At 58.7% G+C, this 25,811-nt stretch carries 22 protein-coding genes and 1 riboswitch; of the genes, 10 read left to right on the top strand and 12 right to left on the bottom strand.

Annotated features, from left to right (window positions below):
- Positions 1 to 11: 11 nt before the first annotated feature.
- Entirely contained in the window at positions 12 to 755 is a 744-nt protein-coding gene (locus tag DX909_RS23685) for a LytR/AlgR family response regulator transcription factor (RefSeq protein ID WP_128547714.1), read from the bottom strand.
- Positions 756 to 773: 18 nt separating this feature from the next.
- Positions 774 to 1,943 (bottom strand): sensor histidine kinase, encoded by a 1,170-nt coding sequence (locus tag DX909_RS23690; protein ID WP_128547715.1) that lies wholly within the window; start codon positions 1,941 to 1,943, stop codon positions 774 to 776.
- Between the two features lie 264 nt (positions 1,944 to 2,207).
- Here DX909_RS23690 and DX909_RS23695 point away from each other — a divergent pair, with 264 nt between their 5' ends.
- The 4 genes from DX909_RS23695 to DX909_RS23710 all read left to right on the top strand — a co-directional run bounded on the left by DX909_RS23695 (position 2,208) and on the right by DX909_RS23710 (position 6,500).
- A complete protein-coding gene (locus tag DX909_RS23695; protein WP_128547716.1) occupies positions 2,208 to 2,549 on the top strand; it encodes a hypothetical protein in 342 nt (113 codons plus the stop codon).
- Positions 2,550 to 2,708: 159 nt separating this feature from the next.
- On the top strand, positions 2,709 to 4,040 hold the full coding sequence (locus tag DX909_RS23700) for an NCS2 family permease (RefSeq protein ID WP_128547717.1): 1,332 nt from the start codon (positions 2,709 to 2,711) through the stop codon (positions 4,038 to 4,040).
- A 63-nt stretch (positions 4,041 to 4,103) separates the two neighbouring features.
- The gene (locus DX909_RS23705) at positions 4,104 to 4,940 is read left to right on the top strand and encodes a 5'-methylthioadenosine/adenosylhomocysteine nucleosidase (RefSeq protein ID WP_374755874.1); all 837 of its coding nucleotides are present in this window, start codon (positions 4,104 to 4,106) and stop codon (positions 4,938 to 4,940) included.
- 6 nt (positions 4,941 to 4,946) lie between these two features.
- Positions 4,947 to 6,500, top strand: coding sequence for a neutral/alkaline non-lysosomal ceramidase N-terminal domain-containing protein (locus DX909_RS23710; RefSeq protein ID WP_128547719.1), 1,554 nt, complete (start codon positions 4,947 to 4,949; stop codon positions 6,498 to 6,500).
- A gap of 15 nt (positions 6,501 to 6,515) precedes the next feature.
- On the opposite strand, the gene DX909_RS23715 is transcribed toward DX909_RS23710, so the two are convergent.
- The gene (locus DX909_RS23715; protein WP_128547720.1) at positions 6,516 to 7,163 is read right to left on the bottom strand and encodes a porin family protein; all 648 of its coding nucleotides are present in this window, start codon (positions 7,161 to 7,163) and stop codon (positions 6,516 to 6,518) included.
- 154 nt (positions 7,164 to 7,317) lie between these two features.
- Between DX909_RS23715 and DX909_RS23720 the strand changes: the two genes are divergently transcribed.
- The gene (locus DX909_RS23720; RefSeq protein ID WP_128547721.1) at positions 7,318 to 8,388 is read left to right on the top strand and encodes a DNA topoisomerase IB; all 1,071 of its coding nucleotides are present in this window, start codon (positions 7,318 to 7,320) and stop codon (positions 8,386 to 8,388) included.
- Between the two features lie 5 nt (positions 8,389 to 8,393).
- Here DX909_RS23720 and DX909_RS23725 read toward each other — a convergent pair whose 3' ends face one another.
- Both DX909_RS23725 and DX909_RS23730 read right to left on the bottom strand, forming a co-directional pair.
- Positions 8,394 to 9,092, bottom strand: coding sequence for a YetF domain-containing protein (locus DX909_RS23725; protein WP_128547722.1), 699 nt, complete (start codon positions 9,090 to 9,092; stop codon positions 8,394 to 8,396).
- A gap of 42 nt (positions 9,093 to 9,134) precedes the next feature.
- On the bottom strand, positions 9,135 to 10,508 hold the full coding sequence (locus tag DX909_RS23730; RefSeq protein ID WP_128547723.1) for a TolC family protein: 1,374 nt from the start codon (positions 10,506 to 10,508) through the stop codon (positions 9,135 to 9,137).
- Between the two features lie 94 nt (positions 10,509 to 10,602).
- Between DX909_RS23730 and DX909_RS23735 the strand changes: the two genes are divergently transcribed.
- The 3 genes from DX909_RS23735 (at position 10,603) to DX909_RS23745 (ending at position 13,659) form a co-directional block, all read left to right on the top strand.
- Positions 10,603 to 12,234 carry an amidohydrolase gene (locus DX909_RS23735; RefSeq protein WP_128547724.1) on the top strand — a complete coding sequence of 544 codons (1,632 nt, stop codon included), beginning with the start codon at positions 10,603 to 10,605 and terminating at the stop codon, positions 12,232 to 12,234.
- Positions 12,235 to 12,352: 118 nt separating this feature from the next.
- The gene (locus tag DX909_RS23740) at positions 12,353 to 13,180 is read left to right on the top strand and encodes an ion transporter (protein ID WP_128547725.1); all 828 of its coding nucleotides are present in this window, start codon (positions 12,353 to 12,355) and stop codon (positions 13,178 to 13,180) included.
- A gap of 107 nt (positions 13,181 to 13,287) precedes the next feature.
- A complete protein-coding gene (locus tag DX909_RS23745; RefSeq protein WP_128547726.1) occupies positions 13,288 to 13,659 on the top strand; it encodes a nuclear transport factor 2 family protein in 372 nt (123 codons plus the stop codon).
- A gap of 60 nt (positions 13,660 to 13,719) precedes the next feature.
- On the opposite strand, the gene DX909_RS23750 is transcribed toward DX909_RS23745, so the two are convergent.
- The 4 genes from DX909_RS23750 to DX909_RS23765 form a co-directional block, all read right to left on the bottom strand.
- Complete coding sequence (locus tag DX909_RS23750) at positions 13,720 to 15,018, bottom strand: acetylxylan esterase (protein ID WP_128547727.1); 1,299 nt, start codon at positions 15,016 to 15,018, stop codon at positions 13,720 to 13,722.
- 134 nt (positions 15,019 to 15,152) lie between these two features.
- Positions 15,153 to 15,659: a hypothetical protein gene (locus DX909_RS23755; protein ID WP_128547728.1), complete on the bottom strand. Its 507-nt coding sequence runs from the start codon at positions 15,657 to 15,659 to the stop codon at positions 15,153 to 15,155.
- Between the two features lie 28 nt (positions 15,660 to 15,687).
- Positions 15,688 to 17,169 carry a SusD/RagB family nutrient-binding outer membrane lipoprotein gene (locus tag DX909_RS23760; RefSeq protein ID WP_128547729.1) on the bottom strand — a complete coding sequence of 494 codons (1,482 nt, stop codon included), beginning with the start codon at positions 17,167 to 17,169 and terminating at the stop codon, positions 15,688 to 15,690.
- 24 nt (positions 17,170 to 17,193) lie between these two features.
- Complete coding sequence (locus DX909_RS23765; RefSeq protein ID WP_128547730.1) at positions 17,194 to 20,325, bottom strand: SusC/RagA family TonB-linked outer membrane protein; 3,132 nt, start codon at positions 20,323 to 20,325, stop codon at positions 17,194 to 17,196.
- A 427-nt stretch (positions 20,326 to 20,752) separates the two neighbouring features.
- Between DX909_RS23765 and DX909_RS23770 the strand changes: the two genes are divergently transcribed.
- Positions 20,753 to 22,093, top strand: coding sequence for an amidohydrolase (locus DX909_RS23770; RefSeq protein WP_128547731.1), 1,341 nt, complete (start codon positions 20,753 to 20,755; stop codon positions 22,091 to 22,093).
- A 2-nt stretch (positions 22,094 to 22,095) separates the two neighbouring features.
- On the opposite strand, the gene DX909_RS23775 is transcribed toward DX909_RS23770, so the two are convergent.
- The 3 genes from DX909_RS23775 to DX909_RS23785 all read right to left on the bottom strand — a co-directional run bounded on the left by DX909_RS23775 (position 22,096) and on the right by DX909_RS23785 (position 24,461).
- Positions 22,096 to 23,001: a S66 peptidase family protein gene (locus DX909_RS23775; RefSeq protein ID WP_128547732.1), complete on the bottom strand. Its 906-nt coding sequence runs from the start codon at positions 22,999 to 23,001 to the stop codon at positions 22,096 to 22,098.
- A 23-nt stretch (positions 23,002 to 23,024) separates the two neighbouring features.
- The gene (locus tag DX909_RS23780; RefSeq protein ID WP_128547733.1) at positions 23,025 to 24,026 is read right to left on the bottom strand and encodes an ion channel; all 1,002 of its coding nucleotides are present in this window, start codon (positions 24,024 to 24,026) and stop codon (positions 23,025 to 23,027) included.
- Between the two features lie 108 nt (positions 24,027 to 24,134).
- The gene (locus tag DX909_RS23785) at positions 24,135 to 24,461 is read right to left on the bottom strand and encodes a DciA family protein (RefSeq protein WP_128547734.1); all 327 of its coding nucleotides are present in this window, start codon (positions 24,459 to 24,461) and stop codon (positions 24,135 to 24,137) included.
- Positions 24,462 to 24,693: 232 nt separating this feature from the next.
- A riboswitch (SAM riboswitch) is annotated at positions 24,694 to 24,811 on the top strand.
- A 249-nt stretch (positions 24,812 to 25,060) separates the two neighbouring features.
- Here DX909_RS23785 and DX909_RS23790 point away from each other — a divergent pair.
- Positions 25,061 to 25,811: O-acetylhomoserine aminocarboxypropyltransferase/cysteine synthase family protein (locus tag DX909_RS23790; protein WP_128547735.1), on the top strand; the 751-nt coding region annotated here is incomplete at its 3' end.

Here is a 25,811-nt window from a genome sequence, read left to right on the forward strand (position 1 = left end):
TGGGCAGGCACTCAGATTTCCATTTTCAGCACCCGGCCGACATCCTTCTGATACAGCCGCCCGATGGGAAGTTCCTGCCCGCCCACATCGATATGGCTCGGCGTCCAGGCCGAAATCTTGTCGATGGCTACGATGAAAGACCGGTGAATGCGAACGAAATCGCGCGAAGGCAGCATGGCTTCCACCGAACTGATGGCCTGCTTGACCACCAGCGGCCGGGCGTTGGCCGAAACGATTTTGATGTAATCCTTCAGGCTCTCGACGTACAGGATTTCCTTCGTGAACACCTTCACCATCTTGCGGTCGGCCCGGAAGTAGAGAAAAGCATCACGCTCGGAAGGAGCCAGTTCCTTTTCCGCCGGGAGCGTCGGCAGGCGGTCGCTTACGGTCAGGGCCGGCGCATCGGACTGCATCACCTTCGAGACTGCCCGCAGAAACCGCTCAAACGAGATCGGCTTGAGCAGATAATCGGCCACGTCCAGCTCGAACCCCTCGAAGGCATAATCGCGGTAGGCGGTGGTGAAAATCACTTTCGGCGGGTTGCGCAGGCTGCGCAGAAAATCCGTGCCGAGCAGCTTCGGCATCTTGATGTCCAGAAACATCAGATCGACCGGCGTAGTCTGGAGCATCGTAAAAGCCTGAATGGCATTGTGGCATTTTCCGGCCACTTCCAGCCCGTCGATCATGTCGATGTAAGACTCGATCACCTCCAGGGCCGGAGGCTCGTCGTCGATCAGCAGACAGCGTAAGTTCATGTTCAGTGGTATTGTTGTTTACATGGCAATTTCGGCAACGGACTGATTTTTAGCCGGTCCCGGCAACGGGGAATCCGGCAGCAGAATTTTCAGGTCGACCAGAAAGGTTTCCTCCTCGGGGTGAATCTGAAGTTCATACCGGCCCGGATAAAGCAGTTCCAGGCGCTTCTGCACGTTCTGAAGGCCGATCCCACCCGGATGCGCGCCCACCTGGGGTTCGCCCTCGCGGCTGTTGACCAGTTTGAAAGTCAGGGTATTGTCCTCGACGGCCAGGTCCATGAAGATCCAGGCCTGTTCGAGCTGTTCGCTCGTGCCGTGCTTGAAGGCGTTCTCCAGAAAAGGCACCAGCAGCAGCGGGGCGATCTGGCGGCTCTGGAGGTCGCCGTGGAAATTGATCGAAATATCGAGCCGGTCGCCGTACCGCAGCTGTTCCAGACCGATGTAATTTTTCATGAAACCGATCTCCTTTTCGAGCGGCACTTCCGGGGCATTGCAGTCGTAGAGCATATAACTCAGCAGTTCCGACAGCTTCAGCACCACTGCCGGCGACTGTTCCGACTTCTTTAGCGTCAGAGCATAGAGGTTGTTCAGCGTATTGAACAGAAAATGCGGATGCACCTGAGATTTCAGAAGCTGCAGCTCGGCATGCAGCTTCTCCCGCTCGATCTGCTGGTAATCCCGCTGTTTGAGATACCAGATTTTCACCAGCTTGATCGCGGCCACGAATCCCGCCACCGTCGTTGTTCCGCGCAGCCCGGCCATCAGGGTAAGGCCGATGCTGCTCATGGTCCGGTTTCCGACCTGCCCGAACCATCCATGAACCGGCGTCACGATATTGTAGGAAATGACCGTCGACAGCGCTGCGCCCAGAAAAGCGAAAACCAGCACTCCGCCGAAGATCTTCAGGTATTGCCCTTTCGGCAGATACCGTGGGAACAAAACATAGATGATGCCGTAGGCCAGCGTCATGTGAGCCGGCATGAACGCGATGGCATCGAAGCCCGAAAGGCAGTAGCCGATGGCCACCGCCTGCCCCAGTCTATAGCCTTCCCGCAGTAGAAAATTGATGGGAAATACCCCATACAATCCCGCAAAATAAAGCCAGACGACGAACCAGAACAGCCCGTGCCGCGCCAGCCGGGTTCGGGGCTGATCGGAAAAGATGAAATCGTGATTGAAAAGCTGCATGGCCGACTCCGATTACGAACCGAAGATAGACAAACGACCCCAGAACCGCCATGAATCCTCCAATTTGTAGACGAACGGCATCCGATCGTCGCTGAACGGCAGAAATGTCCCCCTTTAATACGCTCGTCTACAAGGGCTTGTCATGTCGGCCCTAAAGGACGCCTTTGGGCGAATAGCCGGGCGCAGCCGGCCTGAAAACCCTACTTTCGATCCTGAATAGTAAACGACAAATACACCTAAAGAACCCGCTCAGGCGGTACGACTATGAAACAACCACACCTCCGTCCCTTCGTTTCCGCCCTGTTGGGGGCGATGCTTTTCACCGTTACGGCTTTTGGTCAAGGGCCGGGCCGCAGCCTTTCCGCTCCACGCGAAGGCTTCTGGGTCGTCGAGTCGCGGCCAAAGCAGAACTGCGTAGTTTACTTCTACAACAACGAGAGTCAACTGGTCTACCAGGAGGCCCTGAACCGGAAGCGGTTGAATATCAGACGGGTCGACGTTCACGAACGGTTGAATGCGGTTCTGGGTCAGGCGCTGACGCAGTGGTCGGCCACCCGCCGGGTCCAGGCCGACCGGAACTGGCTGGCCGCCGAGTTCAGCCATTGAAACCGCCGAACGACTTATTGATTGGTTAACGGATTTTCCGTTGAAATTGGATCGGGTCCCTCCGACCGGCTTTGTCCGGTCGGAGGGCTTTTTTATGCCCGGATCATGCTCCTGTCGAACAGGAATCGTATTTTGGAGGGTCGATTCCCGATCCCGCCCATGCAGCCGACCATCGCTTCAACGAACTCCACCGGTTTCTCAACCCGTACCGAGGTCCTTGCCGGTATTTCCACCTTTCTGGCGACGATGTACATCATCGTAGTCAACCCGGCCATTCTGAGTCAGGCGGGTCTGCCCTTCGGCGGGGTGCTGACGGCCACGGTACTGCTTTCCTTCCTTTGCAGCCTGATGATGGGTCTGTACGCCCGTAACCCGATGGTGGTGGCGCCCGGCATGGGACTGAACGCCTTTTTCACCTTCACGGCCATCAAGGGCATGGGCATCCGGCCGGAAGTGGCCCTGGGAGCGGTGTTCTGGGCCGGAATCCTGTTTCTGCTCCTGTCGGTCTTCAACGTGCGCTCGGCTATCGTCCGGATCATTCCCCGGCCCCTGCGCTTTGCGGTCTCGGCCGGCATCGGGCTGTTCATCACGCTGATCGGTCTGGAGAACGCCCGCTTCATCGTCGCCAATCCGGCTACGCTGGTCGGGATCGCTCCCCTGAAAGACCCGATTGTTCTGACGTTCATTTTCGGTCTCCTGCTGACGGCGGTGCTGGTGATCCGAAATGTGCCGGGAGCCATCATCATCGGCATCGTCCTGACCACGCTGGCCGCCGTGCCCATCGGCCGCTGGTGGGGAGACGCTTCGGCGGTGAACTTCGGGCAAAAAACACTGGTCAATTTTCAGGGCGTTTTCGCCACCCCGGACTTCAGCCTGATCGGCAAACTGGACCTGATCCATTCCCTGCAATGGTCGCTCTGGCCGGTGATCTTTGCCTTTGTCTTCACCGACCTGTTCGACAGCCTCTCGACCTTCGTGGGGGTGGCCGAAGCCGCCGGCCTGCATGATGCCGACGGCAACCCCCGTAACCTCAACCGCTCGCTCACCACCGACGCCGTCGCCACGACGCTGGCGGGAATCCTCGGCACCAGCCCCGGTACGGCCTACATCGAGTCGGCGGTGGGCATCGCCCAGGGCGGTCGGACGGGCCTGACGGCCGTGGTGGCCGGGGCGCTGTTTCTGCCCTTTCTGTTTCTGTCGCCCCTGCTTTCCGTGATTCCCTCCATCGCCACGGCTCCGGCGCTGGTGCTGGTGGGCGCGTTCATGATGCAGCCGGTCACGAAAATCAACTGGACGGCCCTCGACGACGCCCTGCCCGCCTTCCTGGCCCTGGTGCTGATTCCCTTTACCTATTCGATCACCCAGGGTATCATCTGGGGCTTTCTGAGCTGGACGGTCGTCAAGGCTGCCCTCGGCAAAACCGACGAACTGCCTGCCGGCCTCCTGCTGGTCGACGCCTTCTGCGTCCTGTCGCTGGCGGCCGGGCATTGAACCCCGACCCTGCATTTCCATCCTGTTTCATACCTCTTATTCATGCATCAACAACCTCCTGACGTGCGACGTTACTTTCCCGACCGACTTCTGATTTTCTTTGCCCTGTGCTTTCTTCTCCCGGTCCTTTCCTCCCGGGCCCAGTTGTATAAACCCCGGCCGGTTACCGCCCTGCTGGGGGCATTCGATGAAGAGGTGAAACTGGTCCAGCAGAACATCCGAAAGCCGAAAGTCGTGACGCTGAACGGCATCCGGTTCGTAACGGGCCGCATCAGGGGCCGACGGGTCGTGGTGGCCGAAACCGGCATAGGGAAAGTGAACGCAGCCATGACGACGGCCACCGTCCTGACCCACTTTAAACCGGAGCAGGTGCTGTTCACCGGAATTGCGGGGGGTGTCAACCCCGACCTTCAGCCCGGCGACCTCGTCATTGCCCGGCAAACCGCCCACCACGACTATGGCTACATCACCTTCCAGCAGCAGAAGACCAATCAGACCCGGAATGCCATCACCAAGGAGCTGAACCCGACTTACTTCCCGGCCGACTCGATGCTGGTAGTCAAAGCCCGGCAGGCCGCCCGCTCCACGACCTTCGAGCCGATTCCGTCCACCTCCCGCCCGCCCTCGGTCGTGGAGGGCATCGTGGTGACGGGCGACGTGTTCGTTTCTTCCGAGGAGAAGGTAAAAAGCCTTCGCTCGGAGTTCAAAGCCGACGCCACCGAAATGGAAGGGGCCGCCGTCGCGCAGGTGTGTTACCAGCAGAAAGTCCCCTGCCTGATTATCCGCAGCCTGAGCGACAAGGCCAATTCCAACGCCCGGCAGGACATGCTGACCTTCGTCAAAATCGCGGCCCGCAACTCGGCCAACCTGGTCATGAACATCGTCGGACAATTGAAATAGACGCCCATGCGGAGGTTTTTTATCGGATTGGCCGGGGTGCTGGCGGGACTGCTCCTGCTCCTGGCCGGCATCGGCTACCATAACAGCCGGGACCGGCATCCCGGGTATTCCCTCGATCTGGATTTGCGGCCTCCTCCGCAGGCCGGGATGCTGAAGGCCGGGTTTGCCGCCGTGAAAATCACCCCCTTCCTGCCGGACCGCTGGAGAGACCAAAACCATAATTCCGCCTACGACCCCGACGAGGGCGACCGCTATACCGACGGCAACGGCAATGGCCGGTTCGATGCGTTCTGGATGGCGGGTTTCGGGCAGAAGCGGGCCGCTTCCGGCGTGCACGACGACCTCTGGGCTCGCGCGATGGTGCTCGACGACGGCCGCACGCGGCTGGCTTTCGTCGCTGTCGATCTGCTGGGGTTCATGCATAAAAACGTGCTGAATGTCCGGAAGGCGCTGCCGGCGGCTGCGGGCATCGATTACGCCGTTATTTCCAGCACCCACACCCACGAAGCGCCCGATTTCATCGGGATGTGGGGCGGCAGCTTCCTGAAAAGCGGAGTCGATCCGGCCTATGAGCAATTTGTGGAGCAGCAGGTGGTTCGGGCCATTCTGGAAGCCGCCGGGAAGTGCCGCCCGGCCCGGCTCCGGTTCGCGCAGGACCTGACCGGAGCCGACACGCTGGTGGCGGATACGCGCAAACCCATCGTGAAAGACCCGGGGCTGTATGTCATGCAGGCGCTGGATGCGGAGAGAGACAGTACGCTCGGGATGCTGGTCGTCTGGGGCAACCACCCGGAAACCCTCTGGAGCAAAAACACGCTGCTGACTTCGGATTTTCCGCATTATGTGCGTCACTACCTTGAAAACGGCATTCAACAGGCCGACACGGCCCTTCTGAAAGGCTTAGGCGGAACGGTGGTCTACGCCACCGGGGCCATCGGCGGATTGATGACGACCTCTCCCAAAGTAACGGTCCACGACCCGGTTTCCGGGGAATGCTATACCGAACCGACATTCGAAAAGGCCGACGCGCAGGGGAAGCAACTTGCCCTGCTGATCGGACGGGCGCTGGAACGGGATACCGCCCTCGCCCCACAAACCGGAATCCGGCTCCGCGCCCGAACCGTCGAACTGCCCCTGACCAATCCCCTGTTCCGGCTGGGCGTGGCGGCCGGGGTGCTGGATGCCGGGTACAGCCGCTGGGGGTATTTTCGGACCGAAGTGGCCGCCATCCGGATCGCGGACGCCACCTTTCTTTGCGTGCCGGGCGAAATCTATCCCGAGATCGTGAACGGGGGCATCCGGAACCCGGCGGACGCCGACTTCCGGATGCGGCCGTATGAAACCCCGCCCCTCCGCAGCCTGATGCGGGGCCGTTACAAGTTCGTGATCGGTCTGGCGAACGACGAACTGGGGTACATCATACCGAAAAGCGAATGGGATACCGAAAAGCCCTACGGGTATGGAGCCGACAGCCGGCCTTACGGCGAAATCAACTCGGTCGGGCCGGACACCGCCCCGGTCCTGTACCGGGCCATGACCGACCTGCTGCACGACTTCTGATCGGCAAAGCCGCTTCTATTTTCCGGCAAAAGGCCAGCAGCCGACCGAAACGGAAAAGCCGGTCGAGGTGGGTTTGGTATCGTAAACTTTAAAGTTGGGATAGGCGCTCAGCCCGTAATGATACCGGACATCCACGAAGGCGGGAATGCCGGCCACCGGAAATTCAAGGCCCCCGCCCGCCCAGAGGCCCGTGTCGATCCGTCGTTCGAAAATCAGCTTATCGTTCACATCCGGAGCATTTTTACTGATGACTTTCAGGCGCCCTCCCACCACATAGCCGACGCTGGGTCCTAACAGGCCAAAAACCGCCAGCCGGCTGCTCAATTCCTTCCGATACGTCACCAGAACCGGAAGTTCAATTACTTCATGCCGCTGAACCAGGTGCCCGGTCTCGCTGGACACGCCATTGGCATTGACAATTTTTATCCGGGTTTTCCATCCCTTCTGCACAAAGGTCGGTTCGGCCCGAAGCCCCCAGCGATCCGATAACGGTAACTGGAACGGAATGGCCACCAGCCCGCCCGGTGCCAGTTGACGGCCCGTATACAGCTTCTCATTCAGAACCGTCGACCAGTGAACGCCGACACGGATGCCGACCCGGACCTGGGAAAATGCGGAAAGAGAAAAAAGAATAAAAAGGATCAGGAAGCAGAGATTTTTCATACGTCGAAGTTATCATGTTGTCCGGTTAACGCCTGTAGGCCTTCGGTTGATACATTCGAAAAAAAGTATTTATCGTAGGCGGCCGGGCCGGTATCGAATGGATTTAAACCGGCACCCGGTTTGCCGGGTTATATCGGTATACGGTCTTCCCTTTATGGAACTTGATTTATTGGAATTAGCCCAGGACCCGGTCAAAGCCGCCAAAGCGGTCAAACTGGTTTACGTGAATGACTCCATGCCCGGTATTTCGCGCCGGCTTGAAGCGGATCATTTTGTTTATTTGGATGCCAAAGGGAATCCGGTCGACGACGAAGAAACGCTCGACCGCATCCGGAAAATGGCTCTGCCTCCGGCCTGGGAGCGGGTCTGGATCTGCGCCAAAGCCAACGGCCACCTCCAGGCGACCGGCGTCGATACGAAAGGCCGGAAACAATACCGCTATCATACCCGCTGGAACGAAATTCGCAGCGAAACCAAGTTTTTCCGCGTGATCTCGTTCGGTGAGCAGCTTCCCAAACTCCGCGCCCGCATCGAGCAGGATCTGAAACTCCGCGAACTGAGCCGGGAGAAGGTGATTGCCATCGCCCTCAGCGTCATGGAACAGACCCTGATCCGCATCGGGAATGCCGCCTACGAGAAAGAATACGGTCACTACGGTCTGACGACGCTGAAAGACCGGCACGTTGCCGTCGACACCACCGGTCTGCGGTTCCGGTTCAAAGGTAAGAAAGGCGTGTATCACGACATCGACCTCCGCGACCGCCGACTGGCCCGGCTGGTGAAAGCCTGCCGCGACATTCCGGGCAAGGAGCTGTTTCAGTATTACGACGTCAACGGCGAACACCGCGGCATCGATTCCGGCATGGTCAACGACTACCTCCGCGAAGCCACCGGCGAAGAGTTTTCGGCCAAGGACTTCCGGACCTGGGCCGGCACCGTCAACGCGCTGCGGATGCTGGCCGAACTGGAACCCTGTACGACGGAAAAGGAAGCCAAAAAGAACATCAACACGGTGCTGGAGCAGGTGGCCCACAAGCTGGGCAATACCCGCACCGTCAGCCGCAAATATTACGTCCACCCCCAGGTGCTGGAAGCCTATGAATGCCAGGACCTGAACCCGTACTTCAAACGTCGCAACCAGTTCCGGCAAACGTCCCGCTACGGCCTCGACCCTACGGAGAAGCTGCTGCTCCGTTTTCTTAAGGATCAGGTCAAAAGTCTGTAGCGGGACTACCCGTCGGCCGCTTTCACCCAGAGGTGATGATCGCACTCCCGGCAGGGGGTTGCCCTGTCGGCTTCGAGATCCGTAACCTTGCCGCATTTAGCGCAGGCATACCGGCCCGGTTCGGTGACGGTTTCGGTGGCCGCATCCAGTTGCCGGGGAAAAATGGGCAGGCCCGGACGGACTCCGTTTGGCTCATACCGGAAGACGCTCACCTCCCCGCTGGGTTCCAGGATTGCGGTTTTGACCTGCCCGAGCTGGGAAATGCCGGCCAGCCGGAGTTCGGAGAACAGCTCGTCCAGCCCCAGGTCCTCGTCGTCGAAGTTCTGGACCAGAATACACCCGTCTTCGATCACGTACACCGGCTTTCCTGCCAGAGCCTCCCGGACGGCTTTGTTCTTGTCGCTCAGCCGGGTAGCGATCTTGTAGCAGGTCATGACCACGACGAAAACCACCAGGGCCGAGGTAAGCGGCACGTCGTGGTAAAACATGGGGTCACCGGCCGCCGAGCCGAGGCCGATCACCAGCACCAGCTCAAAAACCGACAACTGCTTGACCTCCCGCTTGGCCGAGATTTTCAGGGCGAATAAAATGATCAGAAACATGACCACCGTCCGCAGAGCCACCTCGCCCAGGTAAATCCACGGGAAGTCATGAATGAGAATGCGCTGCCAGTCAAAAGCCCTGACCGGCTCCTGTTCGTTCATTTTGAATGAATGGGTTTCAACTGGAATTCAACCGCCAAACTCCTATTTTGTTTCCTGGAGGATCTGGCTGCTCAGTCGAAGGAGTTCGATTTCGGCGATTTTGGCGTTGAATTCAGCGTTGATCAGGCGGGTTTCGGCCGCCACCGCGTTGCGCTGGACGTCGCGGAATTCGACGGCCGTGGAGTTCCCGACCCGATACCGGTCAAAGGCGATTTCGACGTTCTGGTTGGCGATCCGGAAGTTTTCCAGTTCCAGATTGACCAGCGTCAGGCTGTTCTGATACTGGGCAAAGGTCTGTTCCAGGGCCTGCTGGAGCTGAAGCCGCTGATCCGCTTCCTGATATTCCGTGATCAGGGCGGAGGTCTGGGCGTTGGCGATCAGCCGGCGCTGGTTGAAGCCCGTAAAGATGGGAATGGTGGCCTGAAACCCGTAGGTCAGAGCGTCGTTGCGGGCGGTCCTTACCCCGAACCCGCCCTGGTTGTTGATGGCCGTGAAGTTGTAACCGCCGGTCAGGTTGATGGTCGGCAGGCGGCCCGCCCGCGCAATCCGCACGTTCAGGTTGGCGACCCGCCGGTTCAGGGCCGCCGTTGCCAGCAGGGGGTTATTGCCGGCCATCGCCTGCCGGAGCTGGTCGATGGACAGGTCGTTGCGGACGATGATGGTGTCACGGACGGCAAACTCGGTGGCCGGGTCGCGGGCCAGCAGCGTGTTCAGGAAGATCTTGGCGGTCCGGACGTTCTGCTGCTGGGTGACCATCGCCGAACTGTCGGTGTTGTAGTCGACCTGAGCGCTCAGGAAATCGACGCGGGAGCGCGTCCCCACCTCGAAGTTGGCCCGGGCCAGGTCGAGCCGGTCGCGGGAAATGTCCAGCGCCTGCCGGAGCGAAACCAGCTGCTGAATCTGCCGGATGACGTCGTAGTACGCAGTGCTGACGTCGGCTACCGTGCCCTCGATGTTGGCGCGGGTGGTTACCTCCCCGATCCTCACCAGTTCGCTCAGCCGCTCGTAAGTGATCAGGTTGGCGAACCCGTTGAAAATCGTCCAGTTCAGGTTGACGCCGACCTGCGTGTTGCGGTTCAGAAGGCCGTACTGATTCTGCGGGGGCCGCAGGTTGTCGATAAAGTCCTGACGGATATTCTGGAGGGAATTGTTATTATTCAGGTTCCCGGTCAGGAACGGGAAGAAACCGGCCACGGCGGTACCGTAATCATTTCGGGCGATCTCCTGCTGCGAACGGGCAATGCGGATCTGATAGCTGCTTTCCAGCGCCGTCGAAACGGCCTGCTGAAGGGTCAGCGGCTCCCCCTGCTGAACGACCACCGAACTGCGCCGAATGCGCTGGATAGGTTGAGGGGCAGGCTGGGCGAAGGCGAAGGATATTGAAAAGAAAAGGGCCAGACTTAGTAATAAGCGCATTCTGCTGTTATTTTTAAGGTACTAACTTTCAAAATTAGAAGATATTCCTGCATTCTACGTATCCTTTCAGGATATTGGCGACCGAATTCGAAACATGATAAACCGCTACATCTTCCCCTGCCTGATCGCTCTGGCGACGGCGGGCTGCACGACGAAAAAGAAAGCAGATCTGATTGTGCACAATGCCCTCGTCTATACGGCGGACTCCGTATTTTCAACGAAACAGGCTTTTGCGGTTAGAGATGGCAGATTCGTGGCCGTCGGCTCGTCGGAAGAGATTCTGGATCGGTTTACGGCCGACTCGGTGGCCGACCTGGCCGGGAAGCCGGTTTATCCGGGCTTTTACGACCCTCACGCCCATTTTCTTGGTCTCGGTCAGGTGCTGTATCAGGCGGATCTGGTCGGGACCGACTCGTTCGAAGACGTCTTAAATCGGCTGAAAAGCTACAAAAAAAATCATCGGGAAGCAATGTGGCTTATCGGCCGGGGCTGGGACCAGAACGACTGGCCCGACCAACGCTTCCCGACCAGGGAAAGACTCGACGCCGAATTTCCTACTATTCCGGTAGCCCTGACGCGCGTCGACGGCCATGCCATGCTGGTCAATTCGAAAGTGCTTCAGCTCGCCGGCATTACGGCCCAAACCCGCGTTCCGGGCGGAGAAGTGATGCTGGAGAACGGCCGGCCGACGGGCGTCCTCATCGACAACGCCATGGGCCTGGTCCGCCGACTGATCCCGCAGCCTGATGCGAAGGAAAAGGAAATGATGCTGCTGGCCGCCCAGAAAGCCTGCGTGGCGCTCGGCCTCACCACCGTCTCCGACGCCGGCCTGGACCGGGCCGACATCGAACTGGTCGACCGGCTCCAGAAGGAAGGAAAGCTGAAGATCCGGAATTACGCCATGATCCGGCTCGGCGAACCCAATCTGGACTATTACCTGAAACGCGGCCCCTACCAGACGGACCGCCTGACGGTTCGTTCCTTCAAGATTTACGCCGACGGGGCGCTGGGTTCACGGGGAGCGGCTTTGAGGCAGCCGTACTCCGACCGGCCCGGCGCCTACGGGCTGATGCAGCTCGAACCCCGTGAACTGGAACGGGTGCTGACTCTGATTGCCGATAGTGATTTTCAGGCCAACACCCACTGCATCGGCGACTCGGCCAACCACCTGATCCTGGAATTATATGGAAAGCTATTAAAAGGGAAGAACGACCGGCGCTGGCGGATTGAACACGCCCAGGTGGTGTCGCCGGAGGATTTTGAGCAATTCCGCCGGTTTTCGGTCCTTCCGTCCGTACAGCCGACCCACGCGACATCCGACATGTACTGGGCCGCCGATCGGCTCGGGCCGAGCCGGGTGAAGGGCGCCTACGCTTTCCGGCAGCTGATGGAGCAGAACGGCCGGATTGCCTTCGGCAGCGATTTTCCGGTGGAAGCCGTCAACCCGCTCTTCGGTTTTCACGCGGCCGTGGCCCGGGTCGATGCCCGGAACCGGCCGGCCGGCGGCTACCAGACGGAAAATGCCCTCGACCGCCCCTCCGCGCTCAGGGCCATGACCTGCTGGGCCGCCTTCGCCAACTTCGAAGACCGGCTGCGGGGAAGTATTTCCTCCGGAAGGCAGGCCGATTTCGTCGTTCTGGAACAGGACATCATGAAAATACCGGCGGAGCAGTTGCGAAACGTGAAGGTGCGGCAGACCTGGATTGGAGGAGAAAAAGTATTTTGACATTCGCTCCCCAAACCCCGATATTCAATCGCATCGGCGAACCGTCGCATCGGCGAACCGTCGCATCGGCGAACCGTCATTCAACAATTCAATCATTCAACAATTCAACAATTCCCCAATGACCCCGACCCTCCGTACTCCTTCCCAGTTCAACCAACTCCGGCGAAATGTGTATCGGGTACTGGAAACCGCTTCCGGCAGCCGAAGGGGAATCAGTCTGATTTTCAACGTCTTGCTGAGCACGATCATCGCGTTGAATGCGCTCGCCATCATCCTGCACACCGTCCCGTCGCTGAACGCCCGGTTTCCGCGTCTGTTTATCGAATTTGAATTATTCTCGGTGCTTTTCTTCACCATCGAGTATCTGCTTCGGGTCTGGGTCTGCGTCGAAAACGAAAAATACGGCCATCCGGTCTGGGGACGGCTTCGCTATATGGTTTCGACCGGCGCCCTGATTCACCTGCTGTCCATTCTGCCGTTCTATTTTACCTTGTTCCATACCGATCTGGCCCTGATCCGGATTCTGCGGCTGTTCCGGATCTTCCGGTTGTTCCGGATTACCCGGTATTCGCACGCCTTCCGGGTCATGCAGGAGGTGGTGGCAGACAAGAAGGAGGAACTGCTGCTGAGTCTGGCCTTTCTGGTATTCATGCTCATCATCATCTCCAGCGTCATGTATTACCTGGAGCATCCGACCCAGCCCGACAAATTTTCGAGCATTCCGGCGACGCTTTGGTGGGGCATCAACGCCATGGCGACGGTCGGCTACGGAGACATTCATCCGGTGACTCCCCTGGGCAAGATGCTGGCCGGCCTGACCGCCGTCCTCGGCATCGGCTCCTTCGCCCTGCCGACCGGTATTCTGGCATCCGGTTTTGCCGAACACATCCGCAGCCACAAAGCGCACAAAAAGAACCACTGCCCCTACTGCGGCCGCGACTTCTGACCGGATTCTCAAGCCATTCCGATAAATTGTCAACCGAAACCGACTACACGATCAAGCCTTCCGGATTCATCTTTACCCGGTCATTCTGAAACCTGACCTTCGATGCGATGAACCCGGAAAATGAAATTCGGGAGGCCGAGCAGCGGCTGTACCGCGCCCAGCTGGCCGGCGACCCCGACGCGCTCGACCGCCTGATTGCCGACGACCTGCTTTTTGTGGGACCGGAGGGGAAGCTGTACGGCAAGGCGATGGACCTGGAGGGATACCGCTCCGGCTGGATGAAGATTCGGAGCCTGGAGGCTCAGGAACCCGAAATCCGGCCCCTGCCGCCTTATCAGGTCGTATCGGTGGTGGTCGATGTGCAGGGTGTTTACGCGGAACAGCCCTTCGGCGGGCGGGTCCGGTATCTGCGGGTCTGGGCCAGCCGCGACGGCCGCTGGCAGATCGTCGCCGGCAGTTGTACGCCGGTGCAGGAATGAAAACGGGGCCGACGCCGGTTTCCCTGACCCTCGGCCCCGCCGTTCACTCCATCCGTTTCGTTATTTGCTGACGGATTTCAGCTGCTGGACGAGCCAGTTCGTCATCAGTTCGGTTTGCTCGGGATAGGTCCAGTGGCCGGTATCCTCGTAGAGTTTCAGCATTTTAGGTCCGGGGATGACGTTGTAGGCCGCATACATGGAGGTCGGCGGGCAGGTTTCGTCGTTGAAGCCCCAGGAATAATACCCCGGCACCTTCACCAAACGCGCAAAATTCACGACGTCGTAGTAGGAAACCGTCCGGATTTTTTCCGGTTTGTTGTTGAACGCCAGCGCCTTCCCTGCAAACAGATGCGGCCAGCCGCCGGCCCGGCCCTTCAGGTAACCGGTCATGTCGGAAAGCGCCGGATAGTAGGCTCCCAGCCATTTCACCCGGTTGTCCAGCCCGGCGGTAATGATGGACAGCGCCCCGCCCTGGCTTCCGCCCGTAACGGCCAGATTTTGGCCGTCGTACTGGGGCAGGCTCACCAGAAAATCGTTGGCCCGGACGCAGCCCAGATACACCCGCTTGTAATAATACCGGTCGCGGTCGTCGAGGTTGATGTTGAAATAACTCGTCAGGGCCCCGCTCGCCAGGTGGTTGTACACGACCGGGTCCATATTGACCGGGATACCGTGAATCCCGATTTCCAGCGTGATAACTCCCTTTTCGGCATCGGCCAGATTTCCGGCATACGGCCGGATTCCGGCTCCGGGTACGCGCAGCAGCGCCGGGTATTTTCCCTCCTGCTTCGGCACGCACAGAATACCGTACAGGCGCGAATTAGCGTAGTTCTGAATATTGACGTGGTAGACGTTCACCTTTTCGGTGCAGCGCTCGGGCAGCAGCGTCATGCGGGCGTCAAGCGGCACGCGGGCCAGTTCGGCCCGGGCGCTGTCCCAGAACATCTGGAAGTCGGCGGGATTATCGACGGTGGGTGTCAGCGCATCCGGGTTGAAACCGGCCGTGGCGAGGTTGCGATAGGTTTTGCCGTCGACTTCGGTCGTGGCGATGCACCGCAGAAAACCGGGCGTGCGCAGGGTGCCTCCGTCGACGGTCGTGGTGCCGTTCGCCAGGGTCACGGTTTCTTTGCGGGTCGGTTCCATTTTCTCCGGCCCGACTTCATAACTGACCCGGGCCCCCTTGACCGGGTTTCCGTTCTGTAAGACCGAGATGGTGAACTTGACGGCTTCTCCCGGGCGATACAGCCAGTCGGCGTGGTTCGGAGCCACCACCACCCGGATGGGCCGTTCGGCGGGCTGGGCCGGCAGGGAAAGGGGCAGAATCAGCAGCAGATACCCCAGTTTAAAGGCTTTTTTCATAAGGATGTAAGGGTCAACCTATTTGGGATTGTAAGCAGGAAGCCCGGCATTTCTACCTATTTCCCAACGTCTTCTGCCCGCCACCAAATGAAAAAGCCCGCTCTGGGCGGGCTTTTTCAAAACCGGTATCCGGATCAGGCCAGAATGCGGACCCGAACCGGGGTAGCCACCACCTCCGAGCCATCGTCCAGGGTCACCAGGAAGATGAAGGCGATCTCCCGGAAGTTCGGCAGCGCCACCGGGGTGGTCGCCACGGTCGGCCGTTTGGTGGCAAACTCCTTCACCGTCGTCGTAAACTCGACCGTCGTACCGGAAGCGGCCAGGGGAGCCGTCAGGTAGTTCGGTCCGGTGTTCAGCGTCAGCACGTTGATGCTGGTGGCACCGGCAGCCACCTTGGTGATCTGCTTGATGGTGCGGCCGCTGGCGGCCGGGATCGACAGGGTGATCTTGATGTTGCCCCCGCCGGCTACCGACGTTTCGTAGTACGGATCGAAGCCGTAGGTCGTGGCGCCGGTAAAGGTGACCGGAACCGCCGGACGGTTATCCTGGACCAGTTCGCTGTATTTTAAATCATCCTCACAACCGGTGCCTGCAAAAGCCACCGCCGTCAGCAGAAGAATTTGAAATGCTATCTTTTTCATGTTACAATACCGTTAACGAAGTGACCGATTAATCAACATCCCACCAGACTCTCTGATTGTTCTGCGGGGCCGGGTTCGGGAACGCCGGGTTGCGCTCGATTTCCTGGGTGATGTATACGGCCCGAACCGGACGCGTACCATCCACACCGACCGCATTCTGAGAGGCAGTCAGACGGGGATAACCCGTTCTGCGCCAGTCGTTCCAGGACTCCAGACCGTTACCGGTCCAGGCGATCCACTTCTGGGTAATGATCTGCTCCAGCTGCTGGTCTTTCGTACCGGTCAGCTTCGCCACCTGCGGGTTGGCTGTCAGGTAGGCCGTGATCTGGGCGTCGGGGACACCGGCCAGCTTCATGGAAGCCGTGATGCCTTCGGTATACAGGGCCTGCGGGTCGCCGGCGGTGCCGAGCGTCAGGGCCGATTCGGCCAGGATGAAGGCCCGCTGGAAGTTGGTCAGCAGACGAACCGGTCCTTCGCCCTGCGCGCCCGTAACATAGGCGTTGTACCGCGACCAGGTGGTCTGGGGCGTCGGCAGGGTGCCGCGGAAACCGTTGTCGATCGTCACGTAGTCGGCGGCCGGCTTCGTGAAGAACAGCGGCAGACGCGGGTCGGTCTTGGCCGGATTGGCCGGGTCGGGACGCAGCACGTTCAGGAAGCGCGTGCTCATGAGCATTTCGTTGTTGAACGACCCGAAGATGGCCAGGTTCCAGATGGCGCTCGTACTTCCGACGGAGCTACCGAACTTCACGTTCAGGTCCTGCTCATTGCTCGTGATGTAGTTGTTCTTCTGGAGCACTTCGTTGATCACCTGCGTCGCCAGCTGCGGCTCCTTGCGGCTGATGGTGTTGGCCAGTTTCAGCAGCAGGGTGTTGCCGGCGCGTTTCCAGTTGGCGATGTTACCGCCGTAGACGATATCGTCGGAGGTCGGAGCGGCCGTCGAAGCGGCATCCAGGTCGGCCAGCCCTTCGCGGGTCAGGTCGAACAGGCTCTGGATTCCGAGCGACTGGTTGCCCTTATAGATATCCTCCTGCTTGTCGATGCGCGGCTGGATGAACTCCTCCCCTTTCAGGGCCTGCGAATACGGCACGTCGCCCCAGACGTCGGTGACCATGGAGAAGGTATAGGCCTTCATGATCTTGGCGATACCGCTGTAGGCTTTCGCGTTGGTCTTGTCGGCCGCTTCGATGGTTTTCTGATAGCCGACCAGCGCCCCGCCATAGAGATCGAAACGCCACTGGTTCCCGAAGTCGGCCCCGTCGGTGTTAAAGATGTCGTAGTTGGCAGGGCTGCCGAGGGCACCGGCCAGGTAGTTCATCAGAACGGAGGTGAACCGGTTCAGTTCGCCGTTGTTGGCAAAGCCGGTTCCGGCCAGAGCGGCCGGCAGAAGCACCTTGGGAGGCACATCGGTCGGGTTGTTCGGCGTCACGTTGACGTCGAGGTACTTGCTGCAGGCGCCCATGGAAAGCAGCACCGGCACCATCAGTAACTTTTTATATTTTGAAAGCTTCATTGTCAAAGAGAAGATGAAGGTTGATTAAAAGGTAAACCGCAGGTTAACACCGTAGTTACGGGTGTTCGGAATCCCGTTCAGGTCAAGACCCTGAATGTTACCGGCACCCTGCGTATTCGTTTCCGGATCACCGTAGTAGTTCGGCGCGTAGAAGAACAGGTTCCGCCCGCTGACCCCGACCGTAACCGCACCGAAGGGCGATTTGGCGATCAGGTTCTTCGGCAGCGTATAGTTCAGCGCCACTTCCCGCAGGCGGTATACCGTACCGTCGAACACGGCGGCCTGGGAAGCCAGACCACCCAGGTTCGCCCAGTAGGTCTGCGAGCTGACCTGAATGTTGTTCGGACGATAGGTCTTCGACCCGTCGGCATTAGTCACTTCGATCACACCCGGCAGAATGCGCGGCTGGTCGCGGTCGATGCCGGTGACGTACAGGTGGCCCTGACCGCGAAGGTCGACGGCGCCGAACGAGTATAGGTCACCCCCCTGGCGGGTATCGAACAGAACGGACAACGACAGCCCTTTGTAGCTGAAGCTGTTGGTCAGACCGGCGGTCCAGTCCGGGTTCGGATTGGCGATCACCTGACCGGCGACGCCCGGCACGAACAGACCGTTGTTCGGGTTGATCAGGAATTCACCCTGCGGGCTGCGGGCGTTGGCCGTACCGACGATCACGCCATACGGCTGACCGACCACGATCGACGGGTTGATCCCGATGAAGGCATTCCCGGTGATCGGCGACTGCGTCACGCCCGGAGCGATTTCCTCCACCTTGTTGCGGATACGGGTGAAGTTCAGGACCAGATCCCACTTGAAGCCGTTGTTCAGACGAACCGGCGTAGTGTTCAGCACGAGTTCGATCCCGCGGTTGCGGAGGGCTCCGACGTTGGTCGTACGGGTATCGTAACCAGTTGAGTTAGATACCGATACGTTGAAAATCTGGTTCGTACTGCGGCTGTCGAAGTACGCCAGGTCGATGCTGGCCCGGTTACGGAAGAAGCCCAGGTTGATCCCGAATTCATACGAACGGACAAACTCCGGCGTCAGGTTGTTGTTCCCGATCCGGCTGCTCGGGCCGAAGCCCGGCAGGCTCGTTCCGCCGATCGTCACCGGGAAGGTGATGCTGGCCGAGTTGTTCCCGTACGAACCCGGCACGAACACCGAGTTCAGCAGGTACGGATCGGCGTCACGACCGACGCGGGCGATGCTGGCGCGAATTTTCCCGTACGACAGCACGTTCGAGTTCACCTTGAAGGCGTCCGTCGGCACGAAGCTCACCGAAGCCGCCGGATAGAAGTAGGTGTTGTTGGCCTTCGGCAGCGTCGACGACTGGTCTACCCGACCCGACAGTTCGGCGAACAGGTAATTATTATAGGACAGGGACAGCTGACCGTAGTAACCGACCAGACGGCGCTCATTGTAGGTTTCCTGGCTGGCGGTGAAGACCGAACCGTTGCTGACGTTGTCGAAGCCCGGGATGGTCAGTTCCTGCGCGGAAAGCGTCGAGTTCTGATCCCGGCGCTGGTTAATGTTGTTACCGAGCAGCAGGTTACCCGACAGGCCTTCCAGGAAGAGGTCGTCCTTGTGGGCATTGATCAGCAGGTCACCATTAAGTTCGGAGCGCCAGAATGTGTCTTCGATGAGCTGACCGGCCGGCTGGCGGGCCGAGCCGATGGCACTCTTGATCTTCCGGCGGTCCGTATACGTATCGGCCGTTACGCGGTACGACACGTTCAGCCATTTGGTGATGTCGTAACCGACCTGAACGTTCCCGAAGAAGCGGTCGACCTGGCTGCGCATCGTCTCATTATAGGCACTCCAGAGCGGGTGGTTCTGGGTGGTGCTGTAATAGATGCTTTTGCCGGTGGCATCCTGATAAGGACGTCCGATCAGGTCGTAGCTGCGCGGAATCCGGGTCAGCTGACCGAAGGCGCTCCCCCCGTTCCCGAGCGGAATCCCATTCTGGGCGGTTTTCACATAGGTAACCGTCCCGCTGATTTTCAAGCCGTTCTGCAGCCGGGATTCCCCACCGACCTGTACGTTGGTACGGTCGAATTTCGTATTGGGAACGACCCCTTTCTGCAGCGTATTACCGATGGCCAGGATAAAGTTCCGGCGCTCGTCGCCCGAAGCGATGTTGACCGAGTTCTGCCAGATGCTTCCCTGGTTATAGAAGTCTTTTACGTTGTTCGGGTAAGCCTGATAGGGAACCTTGTCGCCCTGGAGCGTGGTCACCTCGGTCAGACTGCCGCCGAAGCGGGGACCCCACGAGTTGCCTGACGTGTTGATGAAGTTGTTCTGCGTACCCTGGCCATAGTCGTTCTGTAACTTCGGCAGGCCAAAAACATTCTGTACGTTGAAGGATGAATTAACCGTTACTTCCGTCTTGCCTTTCAGGTTGCGGCCGGTTTTGGTCGTGATCACAATGGCACCGGCAGATGCCCGTGAACCGTACAGAACCGAAGCGGCAGGACCTTTCAGAACGTTGATGGACTCGATACTTTCCGGGTTGATGTCGGCCAGACGGTTCGACGACTGGGCGCTGAACAGCGTGTTGTCGGTCGAGGGGTTCTGGTTGACGTCGTTGTTGAAAATGATGCCGTCGACGACGATCAGCGGCTGGTTGCTGCCGTTGAAGGACGTAATCCCGCGGATGTTGATGTTGGTGGAAGCACCCGGCGCCCCGCTGGACGGTGTGATGTTGACCCCGGCCAGTTTCCCCTGAAGGGCGTTGAGCACGTTCGGCTCCGAACGCTGGGCCAGGGCGTCTCCCCGAACATCCTGCGTCGAATAACCGAGTGACCGGCGGTCACGCTCGATCCCCTGGGCGGTCACGACCACTTCCGAGAGCTGGCTGGCATCCGACCGTAGCTGAACATCGATCCGGTCCCGGTTTCCGACCGCCACTTCCTGGCTGGCCATCCCGATGAAGCTTAACACCAGAGTACCGTTACCCGGCACATTGGCCATTGTAAAATTACCTTCCGAGTCGGTTGTAGTACCTCGGGTGGTACCTTTCAATTGAATGCTCACACCCGGCAGCGCCGAGCCGTCGTCTGATGAAGTGACTTTTCCGGTCACTGTCCTTTCCTGAGCTAATGCGGGCAGGGCAAACAGCACGCATAGTAGCCAGAAACCGGCTAAACGTTTTCTCATAGATTAAGTGAATTGTTTGGATGAACGTAAAAAATAGACGCAAAATTAACGGTATATTATCGAAAAAGGAAAACATTAATGGGTTTTGGTAACAAATATTTTCCTAGTTTACCCGGATGGCAATCTGTCTGCCAATAATGAATCGTTCCGGGTTTTGGCCTGACCACTTAGTAAGTTTGCTTCCGCCGACCGGGGAGTTATTCGGCAAAAGAAAATGTGTGGTATCCGGCAGTTTTTCCTGACAGGGGGACTAAAATCTATATGATGGCCGATTTGTAACCGTATATTTGTTAAGTAATCGATTCCAGCCCTTTCAAAACCAATTGCCGTTGGAAAGGTTTTTAAAATTTTATTTTGAGTTGACCAATTTTTCTCATTGATCGCCGTCCGGTCTGAATTAACCAACAACCGATTAAGAAAAAACCGTATGAAAATCCGTCTCCATCCGGGATTAGCCATGGCCTTAGCCCTGTTGCCGGCCGCCCTTCAGGCGCAGTCTCCCGTAAAAACCCGAATGAACCAGCTGGCCGATGGGCTTGAAAAGAAAGTGGTTGCCTGGCGTCGGGAGATTCACCAGAACCCGGAACTGGGCAACCGTGAGTTTCAGACGTCGGCCAAAGTGGCCGCCCATCTGCACGCCCTCGGGCTGGAAGTTAAAACCAACGTGGCCAAAACCGGGGTCGTCGCCATCCTGAAGGGCGGCAAACCGGGGCCGGTGGTCGCGCTCCGGGCCGATATGGACGGTCTGCCGGTGACGGAACGGGTGGACGTTCCGTTCAAGTCGGGGGTTACCACCGAATACAACGGCCAGAAAACCGGCGTTATGCACGCCTGCGGACATGATTCCCATGTGGCCATCCTGATGGGCGTCGCCGAAGTGCTGGCCGCAGTGAAGAATGACCTGAAGGGAACGGTGAAATTCATCTTCCAGCCCGCCGAGGAAGGCGCTCCGGCCGGGGAAGAAGGCGGTGCTAAATTGATGGTGAAGGAGGGCGTGCTGGATAATCCGAAGGTCGATGCCATTTTCGGTCTGCACATCAATTCCCAGACCGAGGTCGGCACCATTAAATACCGCCCCGGGGCCACGATGGCGGCCGTCGACTGGTTCAGCATCAAGGTGAAAGGCAAGCAGACTCACGGCGCGGCCCCCTGGTCGGGCGTCGATCCGGTCGTCACGGCTTCGCAGATCGTCATGGGGCTTCAGACCATCGTCAGCCGTAACCTGCCGATCACCGAGGGCGCGGCCGTCGTCACCGTCGGTGCCATCCATGGCGGCATCCGGCAGAACATCATTCCGGAAGAAGTGAACATGATCGGCACCATCCGGGCGCTGAATTCGGAAATGCAGAAAACCATCCACCGCCGGATTCCCGAAGTGGCGACAAACATTGCGGAAAGTGCCGGAGCCAAAGCCGACGTGAGCATCGAAACCATGTATCCGGTCACCTACAACGATCCATCCCTGACCGAACAGATGGTGCCGACACTGGAAGCCCTGGCCGGAAAGGAGAAAGTGGTAATTACCCCGGCCCAGACGGGCGCGGAAGACTTCTCCTTCTTTCAGGAAAAAGTCCCCGGCTTTTTCTACTTCCTCGGCGGCATGCCCAAAGGCAAAAAAGTGGAGGATGCGGCCCCGCACCATACGCCCGACTTCTACATCGATGAAGGCGGTTTCGTGCTCGGCATCAAATCCCTCTGCCACCTGACCGTCGACTATATGGACCAGTGGAAAGGAACCGCGGCAGCGGTGAGCAGTAAGAAGAAGTGAAATTAAAACAGAAGTTTTGCTCCATCCTCCGTCACTTCCAGCCGGGCATCGGCGCCGAGCGGCATGGCAAGGTTGCGGGGGACGTGGCCGACCGGGAAGTCGAAACAGATCGGAAAGCCGAAGCCGTCGACGTGTTCGGCAATGATCTCACCGACGGTTTTGCCGAAGGGGGCGGTTTCGTTGATGCGCAATTCCGTAAACTGGCCGACGATCAGGCCGGCCAGATCGGTCAGCCGCTCGGCCCTCCGCAGCTGAATCATCATCCGGTCGATGGAATACAGGGTTTCGCCGACGTCCTCGATAAAAAGGATTTTTCCGGCGGTCGGCAGGTCCGACGGGGTGCCGAGGACGTGCACCAGAAGCGTCAGGTTCCCGCCCACCAGCGGCCCGGCCGCCGACCCGGGCCGGTTGAGCGAATGCGCCGGACTGGAATACGGCCCGACCGGCTCCCCGAACAGGCACTGCCGCAGGGTCTCGATGGAGTCCGTGACGCCTTCCTGGCCGAACAGGCGGGGCATGATGGCGTGCAGGCTCCGAACCCGGAGGTGCTGAAGGTGGCAGTGCAATACCGTAATGTCGCTGAAGCCGACGATCCACTTCGGCTTCTGAAGAAATCGGGTGAAATCCAGCCTGTCGAGGATTCGGTAACTGCCGTATCCGCCCCGGACGGAAATGACGGCGTCGAGCCGGGGGTCGTCGAGCATGGTCTGGAGGTCACGTCGGCGGAGGTTGTCGTCCCCACCGAACTGGTAGTAGGCGGCTTTCAGGCTCTCCCCTTCCACGACCTCCACCTTCCAGTCGTCCCGAAGAATCCGAAAAGCCGGCTCAAGCGCGTCATATTCAACCCGGCTGGCCATCGCCAGCAGGCCGACCCGGCTGCCGGGGCGTAAAAAGGGGGGAGAAATCACAGGATATACTTTCTAAGGGGCGGTTAATTCAAGGGCACTTCTTCGGTTTCATCGAGCATTTTCAGGTCCACCGTAACGATGTCCTGGCCAACCTGGCTGAACATCGGCCGGAATTTATGTCCCCACAGGATTTCGTCGAACCGGTAGGAATACCGCAGGTGAACCATCTGCGAAAACGTATCATCGATGGCCCGGAGAATGATCAGAAACTCGGTGTCCGATTCCTTCAGCGACTCGGGTGAACACTGAAACAGGGGGCTATCTTCCGTGATGGGATGAACCAGTGTCCAGTTGGTCGGAAAAAAAGCCACTTTCCGGCGCTCCAGGCTCAGGCCGTAATATTTCCGGGCCGGTTGGCCGTCCTTCCCGGCTTCAAGCCGCGACATGCTGACGTCGATCTCGATGTCGACCAGCTGGTTGCTTCGTTCGTTGATGATCCGAAACATCCAGGCATTGACGTCCAGATACGGGGCGAAAAGAGCATTTCTGCTGAACCGGATGCGGGGGGTCGGACGGGAAAAGCGGCCGTAAAGCAGGCCGGTGGCGAGGGCGAAGCTCAGCAGACCGATGAGCGATTCGAGGGCAGCCACTGAACTGCCCGGGATGCCGACGGGGCTGATGCGGCCATAACCGACGGTGGTCAGCGTCTGGGCACTGAAGAAAAAGTCTTCCCAGAACCGGTCCAGGTCGTTCTCCGCCTGGATCCCCACCAGACTGCCGGGTCCGAGCAGGTAGTAAACATTGGCGAACAGGATATTGACCACGAAAAAGGCAGCCGCGACCGTGAGGAAAAACTTCGGCCAGGACATCGTAATCAGACGGTGGTACAGGTTCAGGTGAGCCAGAAAGGAGCCGTTGATGCGCCGGACGTTAAAACTGCCGTCCTTGTTCACCATCCGGGAGTAGGAACCGTTGAGCCGGGTGCCGAAACCCAGGTCCGGTCGTTTCTCCTCCTGCTCGACGAGCGTACTGCTGCGTTTAGTTCCCAGCCGACGCTCCGCAGGCCGGACAAAGTGCTGTTTCATAGGCAGGAACAGGTAGTTTCGACTTCTCGGTGGGGCTTTTGGTATTTTCCCCGGGGAAAAAGAAGCGACCCGGGATCAGGGCCCTCCCGGAAAGGCATTCAGGAAATTTTATATAAAGATCACGTCGTCAACCACTTCAGTACCCATTTCCCGGTTGATCAGTTGAATCATTTTCTGCTTGGCGATCACCAGTTCGCTGCGGAGCGGAGCCGAGTTGATTTCGATATGCAGTTTCCGGTCGCGGACATAAAGCCGATTCGTACGGGATGCGATCGCTTTGCCCATCATTTTTTCCCAGAAGGCTTCCAGATAGGTTTCGTTGAATCGGGTCTGAAGCTGATAGGATTTCAACATCTGGCCGATGGCGTCTTTCAGAGGAACCGTATCGGCACGACGGGACGCATTGTCCTTATCAAAGCGGTAATACTCGGCCATACAAGTGGTGTCTTAACACAAAGGTAACGATCCGGGCGAACGAAAGTCACCGGCCCCGGGAATATTTTTTGGCGGAACCCCGGCCCCGATCCGTTGAGCCGGGGCCGATGTTTTGGACCGGATACCTAAAAAATTTGCAGTGTAAGACAGGGTTCGCTATACTTGTACCTCAAATCAAGCGATTACCCCGGGCCCGGAGCTTTCCGGCCTTCGCAACCGTCCCGTTGCGCTTGATTTATAAAGAAGAGGGGAGAGACCGGGCTCGATGAACCTCTGGCAACCTGCCGCAAGGCAAGGTGCTAACTCCCGCCTTGGCAATCGCTCCGGCGATCAGAAAGGAAATATAAATCGACATACTCATGAATTACATCCGTTGCTGTATGCCCCCAGGGGCAGCCGAACTTCCTCGCACCAGAGCGAATGATCGAGTAAAGCGAATGATCGGGTAAATGAATGACTGAATGACTGAATTGTTCAGGCAGTTCAACGCTCCGTCATCCATTCCAAGGCAGCGCTTTGCCCCCGTGTCATTCAATGGCATCGGCGAATTATCATTCAATCATTCAATCATCCAACGATTCAACAATTCTTCTACACTCATGGCCGATCAATTGCACTTCGAAACCCTTCAAATTCATGCCGGTCAGCAGCCTGACCCCACCACCAAGGCCCGGGCCGTCCCGATCTACCAGACCACGTCCTATGTGTTCGACAGCTCGGAACACGGCGCTCAGCTTTTCGCGCTGCAGCAGTTCGGAAACATCTACACCCGCATCATGAACCCCACCACCGACGTCTTCGAACAGCGCATGGCGGCTCTCGAAGGGGGGGTGGCGGCTCTGGCCGTAGGTTCCGGACAGGCGTCGCAGTTTCTGGCCCTGAACAATATTCTCCAGGCCGGCGAAAATTTCATTACAACGCCCTTCCTGTACGGCGGAACCTACAATCAGTTCAAGGTGTCGTTCAAACGGCTGGGCATCGATGCCCGCTTCGCCGACGGCGATAAGGTGGAGAGCTTCGAGCGGCTCATCGACGACAAGACCAAAGCCATCTATCTGGAAACCATCGGCAACCCGGAATTCAACATCCCGGACTTCGACGCCTTTGCGGCCCTGGCCCAGAAATACGACCTGCCCCTGATCGTGGACAACACCTTCGGGGCGGGCGGCTACCTGTTCCGGCCCATCGAACACGGGGCCGCCGTGGTGGTCGAGTCGGCCACCAAATGGATCGGCGGACACGGCACCAGCATCGGGGGCGTCATCGTCGACAGCGGGAAATACAACTGGGGCAACGGCAAGTTTCCGCAGTTTACCGAGCCTTCGGAAGGCTACCACGGCATGGTCTTCA

It is taken from the genome of Larkinella soli, assembly GCF_003703975.1.
GTDB classification, from domain to species: domain Bacteria; phylum Bacteroidota; class Bacteroidia; order Cytophagales; family Spirosomataceae; genus Larkinella; species Larkinella soli.